The sequence below is a fragment of the Thiocapsa roseopersicina genome (genome assembly GCF_900106925.1).
Classification (GTDB): domain Bacteria; phylum Pseudomonadota; class Gammaproteobacteria; order Chromatiales; family Chromatiaceae; genus Thiocapsa; species Thiocapsa roseopersicina.
Window position 1 is genome coordinate 139,657 of sequence record NZ_FNNZ01000004.1, and the last position, 18,876, is coordinate 158,532.

The 18,876-nt window shown below is 64.3% G+C and carries 18 protein-coding genes, 2 tRNA genes and 1 pseudogene; 4 read left to right on the forward strand and 17 right to left on the reverse strand.

The features are described 5' to 3' along the window. Positions 1-310: 310 nt before the first annotated feature. The 4 genes from BLV04_RS06535 to BLV04_RS24830 all read right to left on the reverse strand — a co-directional run bounded on the left by BLV04_RS06535 (position 311) and on the right by BLV04_RS24830 (position 3,517). Positions 311-387 (reverse strand) — tRNA-Met (locus BLV04_RS06535). Positions 388-642: 255 nt separating this feature from the next. Beyond that, positions 643-1,734, reverse strand: coding sequence for a redox-regulated ATPase YchF (gene ychF, locus BLV04_RS06540; RefSeq protein WP_093029272.1), 1,092 nt, complete (start codon positions 1,732-1,734; stop codon positions 643-645). A 103-nt stretch (positions 1,735-1,837) separates the two neighbouring features. Then, entirely contained in the window at positions 1,838-3,328 is a 1,491-nt protein-coding gene (locus tag BLV04_RS06545) for a mannose-1-phosphate guanylyltransferase/mannose-6-phosphate isomerase (protein ID WP_093029274.1), read from the reverse strand. A gap of 48 nt (positions 3,329-3,376) precedes the next feature. Continuing rightward, on the reverse strand, positions 3,377-3,517 hold the full coding sequence (locus tag BLV04_RS24830) for a hypothetical protein (protein ID WP_175534516.1): 141 nt from the start codon (positions 3,515-3,517) through the stop codon (positions 3,377-3,379). A gap of 95 nt (positions 3,518-3,612) precedes the next feature. On the opposite strand from BLV04_RS24830, the gene BLV04_RS06555 reads away from it, so the two are divergent. The 3 genes from BLV04_RS06555 (at position 3,613) to BLV04_RS06565 (ending at position 5,142) form a co-directional block, all read left to right on the forward strand. Next, positions 3,613-4,425, forward strand: coding sequence for an inositol monophosphatase family protein (locus BLV04_RS06555; protein WP_093029278.1), 813 nt, complete (start codon positions 3,613-3,615; stop codon positions 4,423-4,425). Positions 4,426-4,489: 64 nt separating this feature from the next. After that, a complete protein-coding gene (locus tag BLV04_RS06560; protein ID WP_093029280.1) occupies positions 4,490-4,933 on the forward strand; it encodes a tetratricopeptide repeat protein in 444 nt (147 codons plus the stop codon). A gap of 122 nt (positions 4,934-5,055) precedes the next feature. Then, positions 5,056-5,142 (forward strand) — tRNA-Leu (locus BLV04_RS06565). A 124-nt stretch (positions 5,143-5,266) separates the two neighbouring features. Here the strand turns inward: BLV04_RS06565 and BLV04_RS06570 are convergent. The 13 genes and pseudogenes from BLV04_RS06570 to BLV04_RS06630 all read right to left on the reverse strand — a co-directional run bounded on the left by BLV04_RS06570 (position 5,267) and on the right by BLV04_RS06630 (position 17,766). Further along, entirely contained in the window at positions 5,267-5,881 is a 615-nt protein-coding gene (locus BLV04_RS06570) for a BMC domain-containing protein (protein WP_093029282.1), read from the reverse strand. Further along, positions 5,878-6,606, reverse strand: a pseudogene (locus BLV04_RS06575) (endonuclease III domain-containing protein). The gene BLV04_RS06570 and the pseudogene BLV04_RS06575 overlap by 4 nt, the downstream one beginning before the upstream one ends. Beyond that, a complete protein-coding gene (locus tag BLV04_RS06580) occupies positions 6,607-7,851 on the reverse strand; it encodes a GlgC family sugar phosphate nucleotidyltransferase (protein ID WP_093029284.1) in 1,245 nt (414 codons plus the stop codon). It abuts the pseudogene before it with no gap. Between the two features lie 196 nt (positions 7,852-8,047). Continuing rightward, positions 8,048-8,803: a pyridoxine 5'-phosphate synthase gene (pdxJ, locus tag BLV04_RS06585; protein WP_093029286.1), complete on the reverse strand. Its 756-nt coding sequence runs from the start codon at positions 8,801-8,803 to the stop codon at positions 8,048-8,050. Further along, entirely contained in the window at positions 8,800-9,612 is an 813-nt protein-coding gene (recO, locus tag BLV04_RS06590; protein ID WP_093029288.1) for a DNA repair protein RecO, read from the reverse strand. The genes pdxJ and recO overlap by 4 nt, the downstream gene beginning before the upstream one ends. Positions 9,613-9,621: 9 nt before the next feature. Beyond that, positions 9,622-10,548: a GTPase Era gene (gene era / locus BLV04_RS06595; RefSeq protein WP_093029290.1), complete on the reverse strand. Its 927-nt coding sequence runs from the start codon at positions 10,546-10,548 to the stop codon at positions 9,622-9,624. After that, a complete protein-coding gene (gene rnc, locus BLV04_RS06600; RefSeq protein WP_093029292.1) occupies positions 10,541-11,218 on the reverse strand; it encodes a ribonuclease III in 678 nt (225 codons plus the stop codon). The genes era and rnc overlap by 8 nt, the downstream gene beginning before the upstream one ends. A gap of 25 nt (positions 11,219-11,243) precedes the next feature. Continuing rightward, a complete protein-coding gene (locus BLV04_RS06605; protein ID WP_245731762.1) occupies positions 11,244-11,588 on the reverse strand; it encodes a DUF4845 domain-containing protein in 345 nt (114 codons plus the stop codon). Positions 11,589-11,677: 89 nt separating this feature from the next. After that, positions 11,678-12,529: a signal peptidase I gene (lepB, locus tag BLV04_RS06610; RefSeq protein WP_093029296.1), complete on the reverse strand. Its 852-nt coding sequence runs from the start codon at positions 12,527-12,529 to the stop codon at positions 11,678-11,680. A gap of 329 nt (positions 12,530-12,858) precedes the next feature. Then, entirely contained in the window at positions 12,859-14,661 is a 1,803-nt protein-coding gene (gene lepA / locus BLV04_RS06615; protein WP_093029298.1) for a translation elongation factor 4, read from the reverse strand. 379 nt (positions 14,662-15,040) lie between these two features. Further along, positions 15,041-16,195 carry an iron-containing alcohol dehydrogenase gene (locus BLV04_RS06620; protein WP_093029300.1) on the reverse strand — a complete coding sequence of 385 codons (1,155 nt, stop codon included), beginning with the start codon at positions 16,193-16,195 and terminating at the stop codon, positions 15,041-15,043. A gap of 32 nt (positions 16,196-16,227) precedes the next feature. Continuing rightward, complete coding sequence (locus tag BLV04_RS06625) at positions 16,228-17,100, reverse strand: pirin family protein (protein WP_093029302.1); 873 nt, start codon at positions 17,098-17,100, stop codon at positions 16,228-16,230. Between the two features lie 66 nt (positions 17,101-17,166). Then, positions 17,167-17,766 (reverse strand): FMN-dependent NADH-azoreductase, encoded by a 600-nt coding sequence (locus tag BLV04_RS06630; RefSeq protein WP_093029304.1) that lies wholly within the window; start codon positions 17,764-17,766, stop codon positions 17,167-17,169. Positions 17,767-17,861: 95 nt separating this feature from the next. Here BLV04_RS06630 and BLV04_RS06635 point away from each other — a divergent pair, with 95 nt between their 5' ends. After that, a complete protein-coding gene (locus tag BLV04_RS06635) occupies positions 17,862-18,797 on the forward strand; it encodes a LysR family transcriptional regulator (protein WP_093029306.1) in 936 nt (311 codons plus the stop codon). The last annotated feature ends 79 nt before the right edge of the window (positions 18,798-18,876 follow it).

Below are 18,876 nucleotides of genomic sequence, written 5' to 3' on the forward strand. Positions count from 1 at the left end.
AAGGCAAGTCGTCGGTAGGGCGAGCGGCGCGAACCCCGATTTCGGCGGCCGGGTTATGCGGGAGTTTGCACCCGGAGCTACGCCCGGCGGAAGCGCTCGATGCGCAGTCGGTCAGCATGAGGTCAAGGTTGTCGCTCGCATCGTTCGGAGCAATCGGGTGACCGAGATCGAAAGGAGGCTTGCCTTACCGGAGGACATCCATCGCGAAGCATGGGTAGGTCGCCAAGACCAAAAAACGCCCATCACGCTGCAGATCGAAAGGCGGAAAGACCCATGAGCTGGTCTTAAGGTCCTGCGCCGCCGAGGGAAATGGTGGCTACGCCCTGACTCGAACAGGGGACCCTCGCATTATGAGTGCGATGCTCTAACCAACTGAGCTACGTAGCCAAACAAGACGCGGAATAATACGTTCCAGACTCGGCGCCGTCAACCGCCGGAAATCCCCTAGGCTCCGGAGACTCGCCCGGTGCGTTATGCGTCATGTGTTGGAGTGGTTTGGCCGCGCCAGCTTCGACGACTGTCGGAGCTGGTGCGGTTTAAAGTATTAAGAATACTAAATTCTAAACCGCGTCTCACCGGGATCGAGGACATCTCCGAAGCCAAACGCAAAGTGAAAACTACGCATGTCGCTCTGGACGCGGTTTATACGTTGAACCTGAAATGGACCACGTCGCCGTCCTTGACGATGTACTCCTTCCCCTCCGACCTCAGCTTGCCAGCCTCTTTGGCGCCCTGCTCGCCTTTGCAGGCGACGAAGTCGTCGTAGGCGATGACCTCGGCGCGGATGAAGCCACGCTCGAAATCGGTGTGGATGACGGCGGCGGCTTGCGGGGCGCGCACGCCGGACGGAATTGTCCAGGCGCGGACCTCCTTCTCGCCGGCGGTGAAGTAGGTTTCGAGGCCCAGCAAACGATAGCCGGCGCGTACGACGCGGTTCAGACCCGGCTCGGTCAGTCCCAGCTCGGCGAGGAATTCGTCGCGCTCCTGATCCTCCAGGTCGAAGATCTCCGCCTCGATGGCCGCGCAGACGGGTACGACCTCGGCGCCCTCCTCCGCGGCGAGCGCGACGACCTTATCCAGGATCGGATTGTCGACGAAGCCGTCTTCGGCGACGTTGGCGATATAGAGGGTCGGCTTGGCCGTGAGCAGGAAGAGATCGCGGACCTCGCGCAGCGCCTCGGCATCCAAGCCCATCGAGCGGACCGGCTTGCCGGCGTCGAGCTGATCGCGAATCTGCTCCAACAGGGCCTTGCGCACCAGGATCTTCTTGTCGCCCGTCTTGACCATGCGCTCGGCGCGATCGAGGGCCTTGGTCACCGAGTCGAGATCCGCGAGGGCGAGCTCCGTGTTGATGACCTCGATGTCGTCCAGCGGATCCACGCGCCCGGCGACATGCACCACGTCGTCGTTCTCGAAGCAGCGCACGACATGCGCAATGGCATCGGTCTCGCGGATGTTGGCGAGAAACTTGTTGCCGAGCCCCTCGCCCTTGGACGCACCGGCGACCAGGCCGGCGATGTCCACGAACTGCATGGTCGTAGGCAGAACCCGCTGGGGCTTGACGATGGCGGCGAGGACATCGAGGCGCGGATCCGGCAAGGGCACCACGCCGACGTTCGGATCGATCGTGCAGAAGGGGTAATTCTCCGCCGCGATCGTCGCCTTGGTCAGGGCATTGAAGAGGGTCGACTTACCGACGTTGGGCAGGCCGACGATCCCGCATTTGAATCCCATGGCTGTTAGGGTCCGCTCGGAAAAACCCACGATTCTACAGGAGCCGGGGCGTCCTCGCCCCGGTTTTCAAGACATCGTTACCGGACGCCCGGCCGGCGGACGATCAGTGCGTCTCCTTCGCCCCGCGGTTGTAGCGATCCTCGAAGCGCACGATGTCGTCCTCGCCGAGATAGCCCCCGGACTGGACCTCGATCAGCTCGAGCATGATGGTGCCCGGATTCTCCAAGCGATGCGATGAGCCGACCGGGATGTAGGTCGATTGATTCTCGGTGAGCAGAAACGTCTTGTCGTCGCAGGTCACCCGCGCGGTCCCCGAGACAACGATCCAATGCTCGGCACGATGGTGGTGCATCTGCAGCGACAGCGATTCGCCCGGCTTCACGATCAGTCGCTTCACCTGGTAGCGCGGCCCCTGCCCGATCGCCTCGTAGGAGCCCCAGGGACGATGGACCCGCTGGTGGTGGCGATACTCGTTGCGCTGCTCATGCTGCAGGAACTGGGTCACCGCCTTGACGTCCTGCGCATGCTCTTTGGACACGACCAGGACCGCATCCGGGGTCTCGACCACGATCAGATCCTCGACCCCGACGGCGGCGAGCATCCGGTGATGGGCGATCAGCAGATTGTTGCGGGCATCGTGGACGAAGGCATCGCCGTCGAGCACATTGCCGGCCGCGTCCTGATCACGGACCTCCCAGAGCGCCGACCAGGCGCCGACGTCGGACCAGCCGACGTCCAAGGGCACGACCACCGCGGGCGGATTGGCACCCCCGGTGTCGCGGGCCAGAGGCTCCATCACGGCGTAGTCGATGGAATCGCCCGGACAGGCGCCGAAGTGATCCGCGTCGAGACGGAGAAAGTCCCCGTCGTGCGTGGCCGCTTCGAAGGCTTTCGCCACGGCTTGGGAGATATCCGGACGGAACCGCTCGATCAACCCGAGCCAGAGCGATGCACGCAGGACGAAGATGCCGCTGTTCCACAGGTATTGGCCTGACTCCAGATAGTCCTCGGCCGTCTCGGCATCCGGTTTCTCGACAAAGCCGTTGAGCAGATAGGCGTTGCCGGAGAGCCCCTCGACCTCATAGGCCCGACCCTGCCGGATATAGCCGTAACCCGTCTCGGGCTTGCTCGGAACGATCCCAAAGGTGACCACCGCGCCCTCGCGCGCGATCACGCAGGCATCGGCGACGGAAGCTCGGAAACCGACCTCGTTGCGGATGGTATGGTCGGCCGGCATCACCAGCAGGACCGGGTCCGTACCGCCTCGGGTTGCAGCAAGAGCCGCCAGAGTCAGTGCCGGCGCGGTATTGCGGCCCTTGGGCTCGAGGATGATCTCCGCCGGACGCCGCCCCAACACGCGGAATTGCTCGGCGACCAAGAAGCGGTGTGACTCGTTGCAGACCACGATGGGATCGATCTGGCCTACCGCCTGGCGCGGATGCTCCTCGTCGAGCCCGTCGAGGCGACGCACCGTCTCCTGAAGCATGGTGTGCTCGCTGGTGAGCGCCAAAAACTGCTTCGGGTAGGCCTCTCGCGAGAGCGGCCAGAGCCGCGTTCCCGAGCCACCGGAAAGGATGACGGGTTGTAATGGCATCGACGCACTCCTGGTCAAGGATTCCGGATCGTTTACAAGCCTCCAAGATTAACGCAATTCGGCCGACTCGACCTCCGAAGACGTCTGCTCGACCTCGATCGTCAGACCGACCCGTCGCGCCGGCGTGCGCTTGCAACGTGCGCCGAGCACGCCGTCCTCGCCGGTGAGCGGGATCGCGCGTGGTTGCATCTTCCCCGCGACCGCCTCACCTGTGCCGTCAAGGAGAGTCTCGGGCAACTGCCCTCGGACATGCGCATGAACACCGAGTCAACCAGAGATCCAAGATGACACCCGACCCGAATCTGATCGGCGACCTCCTGCGCGAAGCCGCAGCCACCGAGATCATGCCCCGCTTTCACAGTATCCTCGCCGAGCGCAAAGCCGACGGCAGCCTGGTGACCGAGGCGGATCTCGCGACTCAGGCACGGATCGTCGCAGCCATCGCGCGGGAGTTCCCGAGCACACCGCTGTTGGGCGAGGAGATGACCGCGGAGGATCAACGCCGCCTCCTCGCCGAGGCCGACGCCGGCGTCTGGATCCTGGATCCGCTCGACGGAACCGGCAACTACGCCAGCGGATTTCCCGGTTTTTCGATCTCCTTAGCCTTCGTCGAGCGCGGACAGGCCATGTTGGGCGTCATCTACGACCCGGTGCGCGACGAGTGTTTCTCCGCCGTGCGCGGAGGGGGTGCGACGCTCAACGGCGAATCCATCCGCCCCTTCGCACCCGGGCCGAATCTCGGCGATTGCCTGGCGATGATCGACATGAAACGTCTCCCGCCAGAGCGCATTCCAGCACTATTTCGGCCCGGCGGCTTCCGCTCCCAGAGAAACCTCGGCTCGGTCGCGCTGGACTGGTGCTGGTTGGCCGCGGGCCGTTACCAACTCTATCTGCACGGCGGCCAGAAACTCTGGGACTATGCCGCGGGGCATCTGATCGCCTCCGAGGCCGGCGCCGCCTCGCGGCTCTACACCGATCGAGGCGCCACGGAGGCCACGGAGCTCGACCTGTCCCCGAGACTCGCCGTCGCGGCGTCCGACGACGCACTGCTGCATCGTTGGCTCGATTTCGTCGGCCTGCCGATGCACGCGACCTGAGCGGGACACGCCATCGCGGGGACGCGCCCGCATCCACCGACACCATCACGACGAGGAATCCTCCATGACCGAAGAGATCAGCGACCTTGACATGGCCCTGTCGAGCGGCATTACCGCCTTCGAATACAAACAATTCTCCCGCGCGGCGGGCCTCCTCTCCCCGCTCGCCGAGCAGGGCATCCCGGACGCCCAGTATCGGGTCGCCATCATGGCCCAGAACGGCCTCGGCATGCTGCCCAACCCGCTGCTCGCCTACACCGCCATGAAGCGCGCAGCGGAAGCCGGCCTCGCCCTCGCCCAACACGGGCTCGCCTTCATGTATATGGAGGGCGAATGCACCGACAAGAATCCGGAAAAGGCCGTGCATTGGTTCAAGAAGGCCGCCGAACAGGGCTTGGTCGGCTCCCTCACCACGCTTGCCATGATGTACGAGCAAGGCCACGGCGTGGAAAAGGATCTCGACGAGGCCAATCGGCTCTATCGGCTTGCGGGTTTCGACGAACGTTGATCCGGGCCGAGGGGATCGTACGGCTCGACGCCGCTGCGAGCATACCGACTGGGGAGCATCCACGGGCTTCTCCGACGGGGTACCCATCATCACGGACAGCGGGTATACTGCACAGCTGCGTTGCCGGGGTGGCGAAATTGGTAGACGCATCAGACTCAAAATCTGACGGGAGCGATCCCATGCCGGTTCGAGTCCGGCCCTCGGTACCAATCAAAGACAAAGGGTTAGGCGAAAAACCTAACCCTTTTTTTGTTAAGCGAAGATATGCGGGGAACCCCCGGGGAACATCCGCTCACGCCGCCGACGTAGCCACGCCCCGGGATCCGCTCGGGGTCAAACCCTCGAAAGGTTGTGAATGGCGGCGACAGCCGCTTTCCCGGCGGCATCGATATCGGCTTCGCGTCCGGCCAAGGTCAGGCGTCCGAAAGCGCCGACCGCACGCACGTCGATGAGCGTCACGTTCGACGCCTTCTCCGCCTCGTTGGCGGCGTAAACGACATAGCCGGCGGGTTCGGTCTCCAGGAAGAACATGCTCTGGCCGGGCAGGATCATGGATCCGCGTCGATCCTGCCGATTGATCAGGACCGCGTGGTCGGGCGTGATCGAGCGGATCGTTTCTTTCCAAGCGATCCGACAGGACTTGCGGGCGCCCTCGGTCGTATCGAGCGCGTTCAAGACTGCTCGACCGGCGTCCATGACGTCGCTCTGATCGCGGTGGTGGATAACCATGGACCCGAAGGCGCGCTCGACGACCTGCTGCCCCAGATGGACCCGCGTCGCCTTCAGTGCGATATCCGTCAGACGATGGACCGCCATCCCTGGCGCGACTTCGATCCAGAGACAGGCATCGCCCGGCACAGGCAGGAAGCCTTGCGAGACGGTACCTAAATACTCGGCGAGCTGCGGCTGAAGCGAATCGATGAAGACGTAGGTCCGAAGCTCGATCATGGGGTCTCTTCCGATGCTGCTGTCCCGCGCCGACGCCTCTGCGACATGCGCGATAAATTGGATGAATCCGAGGCACTCGCCGCTGCCGCGGCGCAGGCCCGGCGCAGTGCGCAACGCTCGCATGCGGGACGTGTCCGACAGACCTCTTTGCCCTGCGACACGATGAGCGCATGGTACTCCTTGAGCATTGGCACGTCAGGGCCGAGTGCCTGCTCGAAGGCGCGACGAATGCCCTAGTAGGTCTCCCCGCCGGCGAGCAGACCCAGTCGTTCGAAGATCCGGCGCGTATAGGCATCGACGACGAAGACGGGGCGGTCGAATGCATACAGGAGGATATCGTCCGCGGTCTCGGGGCCGATCCCTTTGATCGCCAGGAGCCGAGCGCGCAGATCGGGCGTCGCCAGTGCATCCAGGCCCGGATGACCGCCGGCCTGCAGATACGCCTCGCAAAACGCCCGGACCCGCTGCGACTTGACGTTGAAATAGCCGGAGGGTCGCAGCGCATCGGCGAGCTCGAGCGGATCCAGGGCGAGGATCGACTCAGCGCCGAGCGGGATGCGCGAGCGCAGACGCTCCAATGCGCGCTCGACGTTCGTCCAGGCGGTATTTTGCGTCAGGATCGCCCCGATCATCACCTCGAACGCGGTCTGCGCGGGCCACCAGTCCTGCTCGCCGAAGACGTCGAGCAGCCTCGCATAGACAGCTCTCAGCGCCTCGGCGTCCACTCAGGGAATCTTGGTGACGACCACCACCCCCTTCTCGGAGACGGTGAAGCGCTCGCGGTCGGCCTTCAGATCGTGACCGATCTGCATCCGCGGCGGGATCTCCACGTCCTTCTCGACGATGCAGTTGCGTAGATGCGCGCCCTGCCCGACCGTCACGCCGCTGAAGAGGATGGAAGCCTCGACGATGGCCCCGTCCTGCACCCGCACCTTCGGAAAAAGCACCGAATGATTGACCCCGCCGCCGCTGATCACGGTGCCCGCAGCCAACATGGAGTTGACGAAGATACCCTCGTTCCCGCTCGTCGCGCCCGGGACCGTACGGGCCGGCGGATACTGGCCTTGGTAGGTGTGGATGTTCCAGTCGGCCTGATAGAGATCCAGAGGCGGCTCGGCACGTAAAAGGGCCATATTCGCCTGGTAATAGGCGTCGATCGAGGCAAGATCGCACCAGTAGCGATCCGGGGTTACTCGCCCGCGGTCCTGGCCGAAACGATAGGCGACGACGCGATGATCCGCGACGACGGGTGCGACGATATCCAGGGCCAGATCCGTATCGGCAACCGCGCCTTCATCGCGGCGCGCCTGATCCAGACGCGCCATCTCTTCGAGCAGAAAACCACGGTCGAAGACATAGACACCCATGGTCTCCAAGCGCTCGGTCTCGTCCGGCGGCGGCGCGGCAAGCGTATTCTCGACCGGCGCCGCAGCCGGTCGACTGAAACCGGCGATGCGCTCGTCCTCGGTCAGCTCCACACGCGCCTGTGTGCCGGAGCCACGCCCGTTGACCGCACGTACCGCGACGGTGATCTGCGCCTTCGACTCGGTATGCGCGCGCACCAGCTCGGCATAATCCATGCGGTAGACGGCACCCCCGTCCAAGACCAGGATCTGGCTGGCGCGGCTGCGCTCGATCAGATAGCGATTCTGACGGATGGCATCGAAGGGACCGGCGTACCACTCCTGACTCTCGCGCATCTGCGGCGGGACCGGGGTGATGAACTCGCGCAGCTCCGGATTGAAGATCGACCAGCCATCGCGCAGATGTTTATGCAGTGAGTGACTCTTGTACTGGGTCAGCACCAGGACCTGTCGCAATCCGGAATGCAGACAGTTGGCCAAGGTGAAGTCGATCACGCGAAACTTGCCCCCGAAGGGCACGGCCGCTTTCGTGCGGTGCTCCGTCAGCGGAGCGGGGCCCGCACCGCGATCGATGGCAAGGACAAGAATAAGCGTCTCGGTAGGCATAGCGCAGCGGAATCACCGACGGGACCCCTCGTCCCGCCGCACAGTCTAAACCGCACCGAGTGCGGTATGCGATGTTTTTGGATGGGATCGGCCCCGGCAGACTTGACGACCGCTGGAGCTGGCGCGGTTTAAGAGATTAAAAATTATAAAATTTTAAACCGCGCCCCCGCTAATCGAGACGGTCGAGGCACGCGCATCAGGATCCCGCAGCCACCGCCGCATCGATCACGCCCTTCATGTCCCGAACAGCTTGATCGAGACCCGAGAAGATGGCGCGGGCGATGATGGCATGTCCGATATTGAGCTCGCGCACGCCCGGAATGGCTGCGATCGCCTTGACGTTGTGGTAATCGAGACCGTGTCCGGCGTTGACCTGCAAACCGAGAGAGATCCCGAGGTTCACCGCGCGTCGAATGCGGGCCAGCTCATCGGCGCGCGCCGATGCGGTCTCGGCGTCGGCATAGTGCCCCGTGTGGATCTCGATCACGGGCGCACCGACGGCATGCGCGGCCTCGATCTGTTCCGGATCGGCGTCGATGAACAGCGAGACACGGATCCCGGACTCGGCCAGGCGCGCGCAAAAATCACGAAGGTGCGGCCGATTCCCGTACACGTCCAAGCCGCCTTCCGTGGTGAGCTCCTCGCGACGCTCCGGCACCAGGCAGCAATCGGCCGGTTTCAGCCGGCAGGCGATGTCTCCCATCTCGGCGGTCGCCGCCATCTCGAGATTCATACGGGTCTGCAGGATGCCGCAAAGCAGCTCGACATCGCGCTCCTGGATGTGGCGACGATCCTCGCGCAGATGCAGCGTGATCGAGTCGGCGCCCGCCTGCTCGGCAACCAGGGCGGCCTGGATCGGCTCCGGATAACGCGTCCCGCGGGCACGGCGAATGGTCGCGACATGATCGATGTTGACGCCGAGCAGGACCCCGGCAGCGGTTTGACTGGTCAAGATTCAAGACTCCGATTCGTGATTCCGATAGGCGTCGAGTCGCGCGACGTGCCCGGCCTCTGTTCCGAACCCGATCCGGGTACCGGGCTCGGGACGGACGCGACGGCAAAGCGCCGAAAGAGCTCACGGCTTTTCAACGGACGCCCACCCAGGTAAGGCTCCAGAAGGCGTCGCAGAAGTGCCCGCGCCTCGCGCAGCTGATGCGAGGCCAAGCGATCGCCCTGCGCCAATGCGAGCAAGGTCGCGCCGGATACGCGCTCGGCGCGATCATCCGGCTGCGCCTGCAACATGCCCCGTCCGGGGACCAGCACATAGACCCCGTCGGGCACGACCGGCCGATCGCAGTCGGCCTCGACATCCAAAGCGAGCGCATAGCCCAGCTCGTCGAGCAGCCGAATCTCGAACTGCCGGAGCAGGCTTTCAAGGTCGTCGCCGCCCGCCAAACCCATAAGCGCGGCATGATAGAAGGCGAACAGCGGATCGTGCGGATCATCGCGACCGAGCAGGCGAACCAGCAGCTCGTTGAGATAAAAGCCGCACAGCAGCGGGCGCCCGTGAAGACCGATCGCCGGCCCGGCAGCCTCGACCCGCGTCAGGGTCAAGACCTCGCCGCGGCCGACGGCATCCAACCACAGGGGCTGGAACGGCTGGAGCACGGCACTGGTCGGATGGCGCGCTCGGCGGGCACCCTTGGCGATCGCGGGGAATCGCCCTCGCCCGGCGGCGAAGACCTCGAGCAGGAGACTGGTGTTGCCGTAATCGCGCCGATGCAGCACGAAGGCCTGAAACAAAGACCCGCGAGCGTTCACGGCACGGACTCAACTGCCCCCGCGCCCGTCCAAGGGTCCGTCTCCATAGCCGAGACGCCCCAAGGCGGCCTCGTCGCTCGACCAGCTCTTCTTCACCTTCACCCAGACCTCCAGGTGCACCGGGCAGCCGAAGACCTTCTGCATCTCCAGGCGTGCCTGGGTGGCGGCGGCCTTCAGGGCCTCGCCCTGGCGACCGATGATGATGGCCTTCTGGCTCTGGCGCTCGACCCAGATCAGCGCGTTGATCTTGTAGCGCCCGCCTACCTCCTCGAAGCGCTCGATCTCCACGGTCGTGCGATAGGGCAGCTCCTCGCCGTAGCGCTGCACGAGTTGCTCGCGCACCAGCTCGGCGGCAAAGAAGCGCTCTGAGCGATCGGTGATCTGATCCTCGGGAAAGACCGGCTCGCCCTCGGGCAGGCCGCGCAGCAGGGCGAGCTCGAGCACCTCGACCTGATCCCCGTTCGCCGCGGAGACCGGGATCAGGTCCACGAAGGCGTGACGCTGCCCGAGATCCTGCAGATAGGGCAGCAGATCCTCCTTGTTCGAGATGCGGTCGACCTTGTTGACGGCCGCGATGACGGGCACGCCCGCGGTCGCGATGGCCCCGAGGGCGGCTGCGTCCTCGTCGGTCCAGCGCAGCGCCTCGACTACGAAGAGCGCCAAGTCGGTATCGCTGATCGCCGTGCGGGCCGCACGATTCAGATAGCGGTTGAGTGCGTTCGCCCCGCGCTGATGGATACCCGGGGTGTCGACGAAGAGAATCTGCCCCTCGGGGCGTGTCTTGATGCCCAGGATCGAGTGGCGCGTGGTCTGCGCCTTATGCGAGGTGATGGCGAGCTTTTGCCCCATCAGCCGGTTGAGCAAGGTCGACTTGCCGACGTTCGGCCGCCCGATGATGGCTACGGTCCCGCAACGACCGACGATGTTTTCAGACATTCTTGAGCTGCTCCAGCATGGCGTGTGCCGCCGCTTGTTCCGCACCACGTCGGGTGCCGCCCTCGGCGCGGGTACTGAGATCCGCGTCGGCGAGCGCGCAGCTGACGACAAAGGTTTGGGCATGTTGATCGCCGCCGGTGGCCACGACCGTATATTCGGGGAGCGGCCGGCGCTGGGCCTGGAGCCATTCCTGCAGTTGGGTTTTGGGGTCCTTCCCGGCGTGGGTCGCGCTGGTCTGCGCCAACCGTGTGGCGAACAGACGCAAGACCAGCTCGCGTGCGGACGCAAATCCCGCGTCCAGGTAAACGGCCCCCCAGAGGGCCTCGAAGGCATCCGCGAGGATCGAGTCGCGGGCATAGCCGCCGGTGCGCAGCTCCCCGGCCCCTAGATGCAGGTAGTCGCCGAGATCCAGCCCGCGCGCCAACGCGGCCAGGGTCTCGCGCTTGACCAAAGACGCACGCATGCGACTCAAGGTCCCCTCGTCCGCCTCGGGGAAGCGCTGCCAAAGTGCCTCGGCGATCACGAAGCCGATCAAGGCATCGCCGAGAAACTCCAAGCGCTCGTTGTTGGCGGATCCTGCGCTGCGGTGGGTCAACGCCTGAAGGAGAAGCTCCTCGCGCGCGAACTTGTGTCCGATGACCCGAGCGAGCCTGAGCGGGTCGGCATTCACGGACCGACCTTTGCGCGATCGTCCATCATTGGCCCTTGACCTGCACCTGATAGGCGAAGGTCAAGACCGTATCGATGTTGAAAAAAAGGTGCTGACGCTGCTCGTAGTCGAGCGTCACATCGTAGAGGTTCTCGCCGGCACGCCGAATCTTGAAATCCTTGGCGCTCACCTGGCCCACGTTGTTGATGTCGAGCCGCTTACCGATCTGATTGGCGATCTCGCGCGCGCCGCCGGTGATCGGTGTCGATTGCTCGGCAACGTTGTCCATGACGGATTTGACCGTCCAGAAGCCCAAGTAGGCCGGACCCAGCTTGAACGCAAGGGTCACGAAAAAGATCACCAGGGAGAGGATGACGAGGATCGACAGCATCCCCGCTCCGCCTTGACGGCTATGCAATCGCGAGCTCACAGGTACCTCCGCGCGAACCGGCCCCCTTGGTCCGGGCCATTGTGAACCGATCAATTGATCCCGTCGCCCAGTCGACCCCAGGCGATCGGGGAACCATCGCGACGCCCGTCCCAATGCATCCAGATACCGAATGCTTTGCCGACCAGGTTGTCCTCCGGCACGAAACCCCAACAGCGACTGTCGTTACTGTTGTCGCGGTTGTCGCCCATGACGAAATACTGGCCTTCCGGGACCTTGATCGGACCATAGGCCAAGACACGACAACCTGGAGGCAAGTCGGGTGCGTTCTGTCGAGTCAGGATGCGATGCTCGACCTCGCCGAGCTGCTCGAGCGCCTCGCGCGCACCGGTCATCTCGGCCCCCGAGCCGACACCCGTATAGCGCCCGATCGGCAACTGCGCGACCGGCTCGCCGTTGCGATAGAGCGTTTTGTTTTGATAAGCGATCTCGTCGCCCGGAACGCCGATCACACGCTTGATGTAATCGACCGAGGTGTCCTGCGGAAACTTGAAGACCACCACGTCGCCGACCTGAGGGTCGCCGATCTCGAGGAATTTGGAGTTGAGTACAGGCCAGCGCAGCCCGTAGGCAAACTTGTTGACCAGAATAAAGTCCCCGGTCAGCAGCGTCGGCATCATGGAGTTCGACGGGATGCGAAAGGGCTCGACCAAGAAGGAGCGCAACACCAAAACGGCGAAGATGACCGGAAAGAATGAGCGCGCATACTCGACCAGTACGGGCTCCCTGTATGCCGGCTTCGTCCGGTCGGAGACCCCGCCGCTACCGACAGCAGCCGCGGCCAGCCGACGCCGACGCGGCGCGAAGATCACCGCATCGACCAGCCAGATCCCGCCGGTCACGACGGACGCCAACACCAAAAAGGCAGGGAAATCGAAATTCATGGTTAGGTTTATGAAGTCTCTCGGTGATCCATGGATAGCGCTGCGACGATGCGATCGGTTCTCGGCTCTCAGCGTTGAAAATACCGATCGACCATCCAATAACGCATCGAAAAAATAGTAAGGTGATTTTCGGGAACAAGCGTCTCGGCTGCGGATGCCCGGAAGACATCAAGGGCTGTGCGTGCGAATAAATTCGCACCTACAGGCCGGTCGTTCATTTCCCTGAAGTCCTCTCATCACTTGAACCGCGTCGACTCAAACGTTCATTCGCCCCGGCAAGGCCGATCCAACGCGAAATAACGCATGTCGCTCCAGACGCGGTTCAATGCTTAATTATCTTTGCCGACTTGCAACACCGCAAGAAACGCCTCCTGCGGGATCTCCACACGTCCGACCTGCTTCATGCGCTTCTTGCCGGCCTTTTGCTTTTCCAACAGCTTGCGCTTGCGGCTCACGTCGCCGCCGTAACACTTGGCCGTGACGTTCTTGCGCAGCGGCTTGACCGTGGTGCGTGCAATGACCTTGGTGCCGATCGCGGCCTGAATCGCCACCTCGAACATCTGGCGCGGGATCAGATCCTTCATGCGCACGGTGATGTCGTGACCGCGGTTCTGCGAGAGTGCGCGGTGCACGATCGAGGAGAGCGAGTCCACCTTGTCGCCGTTGATCAGCACATCCAGCTTGACCAGGTCGGCGGCCTGGAAGCGCTTGAACTCGTATTCGAACGACGCGTAGCCGCGACTGACCGATTTGAGTCGATCGAAGAAATCGAGCACCACCTCGCTCAAGGGCAGCTCGTAGCTCACCTGCACCTGACCGCCGAGATACTGGATCTGCTTCTGCACCCCGCGCTTTTCGATACAAAGCGTAATCACTGAGCCCAGATAATCCTGCGGCACCAGGATGTGCGCCTCGATGATGGGCTCGCGAACCTCGCGGATCTGACCGGGGTCCGGCAGGTTGGCCGGGTTATCGATCTTGATGAGCTCCCCGTCCGAGCGCAGCACCTCGTAGACCACGGTCGGCGCGGTCGTGATCAGGTCCAGGTCATACTCGCGCTCGAGTCGCTCCTGGATGATCTCCATGTGCAGCATCCCGAGGAAGCCGCAGCGAAAGCCGAAGCCGAGCGCCTGGGACACCTCCGGCTCGTAGTTCAGAGCCGCATCGTTGAGCCGCAGCTTGCCGAGTGCCTCGCGCAGGTCCTCGTAGTCGTCGGAAATGACTGTGTAGAGCCCCGCGAAGACCCGCGGGCGCACCTCCTTGAAGCCCGGCAGCTTGGGGGCCGGGGAGTCGGGACGGGTGATGGTGTCGCCGACCGGCGCACCGTCGATCTCCTTGATGCCAGCGATCATGTACCCGACCTCGCCCGCGCCCAAGCGATCGCGCTCGGTCTTCTTCGGGGTAAAGACGCCGACCGCATCGACCTGTTGCGTGCGTCCGGTCGACATGATCAGGATCTTGTCGCGACGGCGCATCTCGCCGTTCATCACGCGCACCAGCGAGACCACGCCCACATAGGGGTCGAACCAGGAATCGATGATCAACGCCTGCAGGGGTGCATTCACGTCGCCGCGCGGCGGCGGGATGCGCTGGACCAGGGCTTCGAGCAGCTCCGGGATCCCCTCGCCCGTCTTGGCACTGACCCGCAGCGCATCTTCGGCATCAAGACCAATGATCTCCTCGATCTCCTTAATGACGCGCTCGGGCTCTGCCGAAGGCAGGTCGATCTTGTTGAGCACCGGCAGGACCTCGAGCCCCTGCTCGATGGCGGTGTAGCAATTGGCGACGCTTTGCGCCTCCACGCCTTGAGCGGCATCCACGACCAGAAGTGCGCCCTCGCAGGCGGCCAGCGAGCGCGAGACCTCGTAGGAGAAGTCGACATGCCCAGGCGTGTCGATGAAGTTCAGCTGATAGATCTCGCCGTTGCGCGCCTTGAAGTCGAGCGTAACGCTCTGGGCCTTGATCGTAATCCCGCGCTCGCGCTCCAGATCCATCGAATCGAGCACCTGGCTCGACATCTCGCGATCGGTCAAGGCGCCGCTGTGCTGGATGAAGCGGTCGGCGATGGTCGACTTGCCGTGATCGATATGGGCGATGATCGAGAAGTTTCGGATATGACTAAGGTCTGTCATGAAGCTGAAGGTCGCCCGGGGATAGGGTGAAGAGCGCGCGGCAGGCGTACACGCAAGCCGATTCGATCGGCCGGGCGCGCGAGCGGGTGTCTGAAATGAGGGCGAATCATAGCAGACGCGGGGGCGATGGGCATGTGCAGCAAAGCGCCGGTCAAAAGGCAGAGCTCGCAGCCTCCGGGATCGCCGACCTGCGCATGCCTCCAGCGCCCCACCCGCCCGCAAGGGAAGAAGGGAGACGCTTGACCAAGCGCTTAGCTATCCCCCTCCCCTGGCGGGAGGGGGTTAGGGGGAGGGGGTCTAAACGGTTATCGTCGACCTGCTGGCCCGAAGGATGGCGGAAGAGGTCGACTGCAAGTCGACTATCCCGGGGGAATCGGCATTAGAGCGCCAGCTCGAGCACCTGGCGCGAGCGCGCGAGATCGACATCCTGCCGCTCGCCGAGCGCGGTCATGCCGTGACGCTCGAGCTGATCGACCAGCGGCGGGATCGCCTCGGCGCCTATCCCGTAGCCGGAGAGGCGTGTCGGGACCTGGAGCGACTCGAAGAAGTCGCGGGTACGCTCGATCGCGGCACCGATGCGCGCGTCCACGTCGCCGTCACGCAGACCCCAGACCCGTTCGGCGTATTGCAGGAGCTTCCCGCGTTTGTCGAACCGTCTGACCTGCAACATCGCCGGCAAGACGACGGCCAGGGTCTGGGCATGATCCAGCCCGTGCAGCGCGGTGATCTCGTGGCCGACCATGTGGGTCGCCCAGTCCTGCGGTACGCCGGCGCCGATGAGTCCGTTCAGCGCGAGGGTCGCGGTCCACATGAGGTTGGCGCGCACCGCATAGTTCTCGGGCTCGGCAAGCGCCTTGGGGCCTTCCTCGATCAGGGTCAGCAGCAGTCCTTCGGCGAAGCGGTCCTGCACCTTGGCATCGGCCGGGTAGGTCAGATACTGCTCGGCGATGTGCACGAAGGCATCGACGATGCCGTTGGCGACCTGACGCGGCGGCAGCGTATAGGTCTTGGTCGGGTCCAGCACCGAGAAGCGCGGGAAGACCAGCGGGTGGATGAAGGCGAGCTTGTCGTGCGTGGCACGCCGCGTGATGACCGAGCCCGCGTTCATCTCCGAGCCGGTCGCCGGCAACGTCAGCACGCTGCCGAAGGGTACCGCGGAGGTGATCGGCGCCTGCTTGGCGAGGATATCCCAAGGCTCGCCCTCGAAGGGGATGGCCGCGGCAATGAACTTGGTCCCGTCGATCACCGAGCCGCCGCCGACGGCGAGCAGGAAGTCGACCTTCTCGCGCCGGGCGAGCTCGACGGCCTGCATCAGGGTCTCGTAGGTCGGGTTCGGCTCGATGCCGCCGAATTCCAGATAGTCCGTCTCGCCCAGCGCCGCCTTGACCTCGGCCAGGGTGCCGGTCTTCACGACGCTGCCGCCGCCGTAGGTGATCAGCACGCGGGCGCCGCTCGGGATCTCCGGGCCGATCGCTGCGATTTGACCTTCACCGAAGAGGATTCGGGTGGGATTGTGGAAGACAAAGTTCTGCATTCATAGGCTCCGTTGTGGCGCGTACTCGTCGCTCAGGCGAGACGCCCGGCACTGTAGTCACGCACCGCTTGTTGAATCTCTTGCATGGTGTTCATGACGAAGGGGCCATGCTGGACGATCGGCTCGCGCAGCGGGTGGCCGGCGATCAACAGGACTCGCGCTTCGCCCTCCGTCTCCAGAACGACGCCATCGGCGCCCGCAGCGTTGGCGAGGATCGCCATGCGCTGCGACGGGACTGATTGCCCGGCGACACCGACCGCCCCTCGATAGACATAGATGAAGGCATTCTGCTCGATCGGAAGCGCCTGCTCGAACCGCGTACCTGCCGGCAGATGCAGATCGAGAAACAGCGGCGCCGTCGTCTCGCGCGTCACCGCGCCGGTCACGCCGTGAGTCTCTCCGGCGATCACCGTCACCGCCACACCCCTCTCGGTCCGGAAACGCGGCAACTCGCTCGCGGTGAAGTTGCGATACCAGGGCGGGATCATCTTCTCGCGCGCCGGCAGATTGAGCCAAAGCTGGAAGCCTTCCATCCGCCCTTCCGCCTGCTGCGGGATCTCGGAATGGACCAGACCGCTGCCGGCGGTCATCCACTGAACGCCGCCGGTTTCAATCAAACCTTCATGGCCTGCGCTGTCGCGATGCAGCATGCGCCCGGCGATCATATAGGTCACCGTCTCGAAGCCGCGGTGCGGGTGATCGGGAAAACCGGCGATATAGTCGTCCGGATCATCGCTGCCGAAGGCATCGAGCATGAGGAAGGGATCGAGCCGCTGCTGCAGCGGCTGGGTCAGTACCCGGATCAGGTTCACGCCGGCACCGTCGGTGGTGGCCTGGCCGACGACCAATCGCTCGATGGTGCGGGACTGCCGCACGGACTCGGTTTGGATAAGAGTTGTCGTCATCTGGATCACTCCCGGGTTGAAGCGCCGCGGCGCTTTGACTCTAAGACCTCTTCAAGCCGCCAAGGCTCAGGCAAAGGCCGCCTTGAGATCGGCCTCGGCCTCGGCGAAACCCCGCTCGGCCGACTCGGGTCCCATGTTGAGTCCTTCGGCATAGATGAACCGCACATCGGTCATGCCGAGAAACCCGAGCAGCGTTTTCAGATAGGGCACCTGGCTGTCGGCCGGGGTATCGCGATACCGACCGCCGCGCGCGAGTGCCACATAGACGCGCCGACCCGCGAGCAGACCGACCGGCCCCTGCTCCGTGTAGCGGAAGGTCACGCCGACACGGGCGATGGCGTCGATCCAGTTCTTCAACTGCGCCGGCACGCCGAAGTTGTACATGGGCACGCCGAGCACGATCGCATCGGCCGCCTGCACCTCGGCGATCAGTGCATCGTCGAGTGCCACGCGCGCGGCCTGCTCGGGTGTACGCTGCTCGGGCGGCGACGAGAGTGCGACGAGCGCGGTCTCGTCCAGAATCGGATGGGGTTGGCTGGCCAGATCGCGGACATGCACGCGCGCCGTCGGATTCTCGGCGCGCAGGCGCTCGACGACGGCCTCGGCGATTCGGGTGGAGTTGGCGCCCTCGCTGCGCGCGCTGGCATTGATCTGAAGGATGTTCATCGTATTGGTCTCGGCATCAGGTTTAATCTGACTGCAGATATATTGATGCCGAGACGCTGAGAGTAGGCGTCGAATCGGATAACATTGTCCCGTCTATGGAACAATTTGAACCCAACGACCTCCTGATCTTCGCCCATGTCGCCGAGGCGGGGAGCTTCAGCCGTGCCGCCGAGCGGATCGGTCTGCCCAAATCGACCGTCTCGCGCCGGATCTCCGTGCTCGAAGACCGGCTGGGCGAACGCCTCATGCTGCGCACCACACGGCGCCTGACCTTGACCGAGCTCGGCGAGCATCTGCTGGCGCATGCCCGGCAGGTCGCCGACGAGGTCGACGCGGTGCGTGCGCTCGCCGAGCATCGCCAAGCCCGACCCACCGGACGGCTGCGGGTCTCGATGCCGGGCGATTTCGCCACCCTGCTGTTGAGCGAAATGCTGGCGGCCTACATCGCACGCCACCCGGCCGTCATGCTGGAGCTGGACCTGTCCCCGCGACGCGTGGATCTCCTCGGCGAGGGCTTCGACATTGCGGTGCGCACCGGCGCACTGCCGGACGATGCACTGCTGGCCGCGCGCCGTCTCGCGCTCTTCCCGATCGGTCTCTATGCGGCCCCGAGCTACCTGTCCGAGCACGGCGACCCGGCGATCCCGGACGATCTGCTCCCACACCGCGCCCTCTGTCTCGTCGGGCGCGACGGGGAAACCGCTCCTTGGGACCTGACCGCCGGGACGGCACACTGGGAAGGTCTGCCCGAGGGTCGCATCGCCGCGAACTCGCCCGACATCCTGATCCGCTTGGCCGGCACCGGGGTCGGGATCGCCGCCGTCCCGGACTGTTACGCCGCGCGCGATGTCGAGCAGGGCCGCCTGCGGCGCGTGCTTCCGGCGTGGTCGCTCCCGGCGCAGACGGCTTGGGCGGTGTTCCCCGGTCGCCGCCTGATGCCGGCGAAGACGCGCGTCTTTATCGACATGCTCGAAGCGGCGCTGGGCGGTGCGCCTGGAAATATCAGGCCGAGCAATCTTCGGCCCGGATGATCGGTCGGAGTTGATCGGTCGGGTTTGACCCGCGGAATCGGGGTCCGGATACTTCGGCGAAGCCTCTTCAATGGATCGC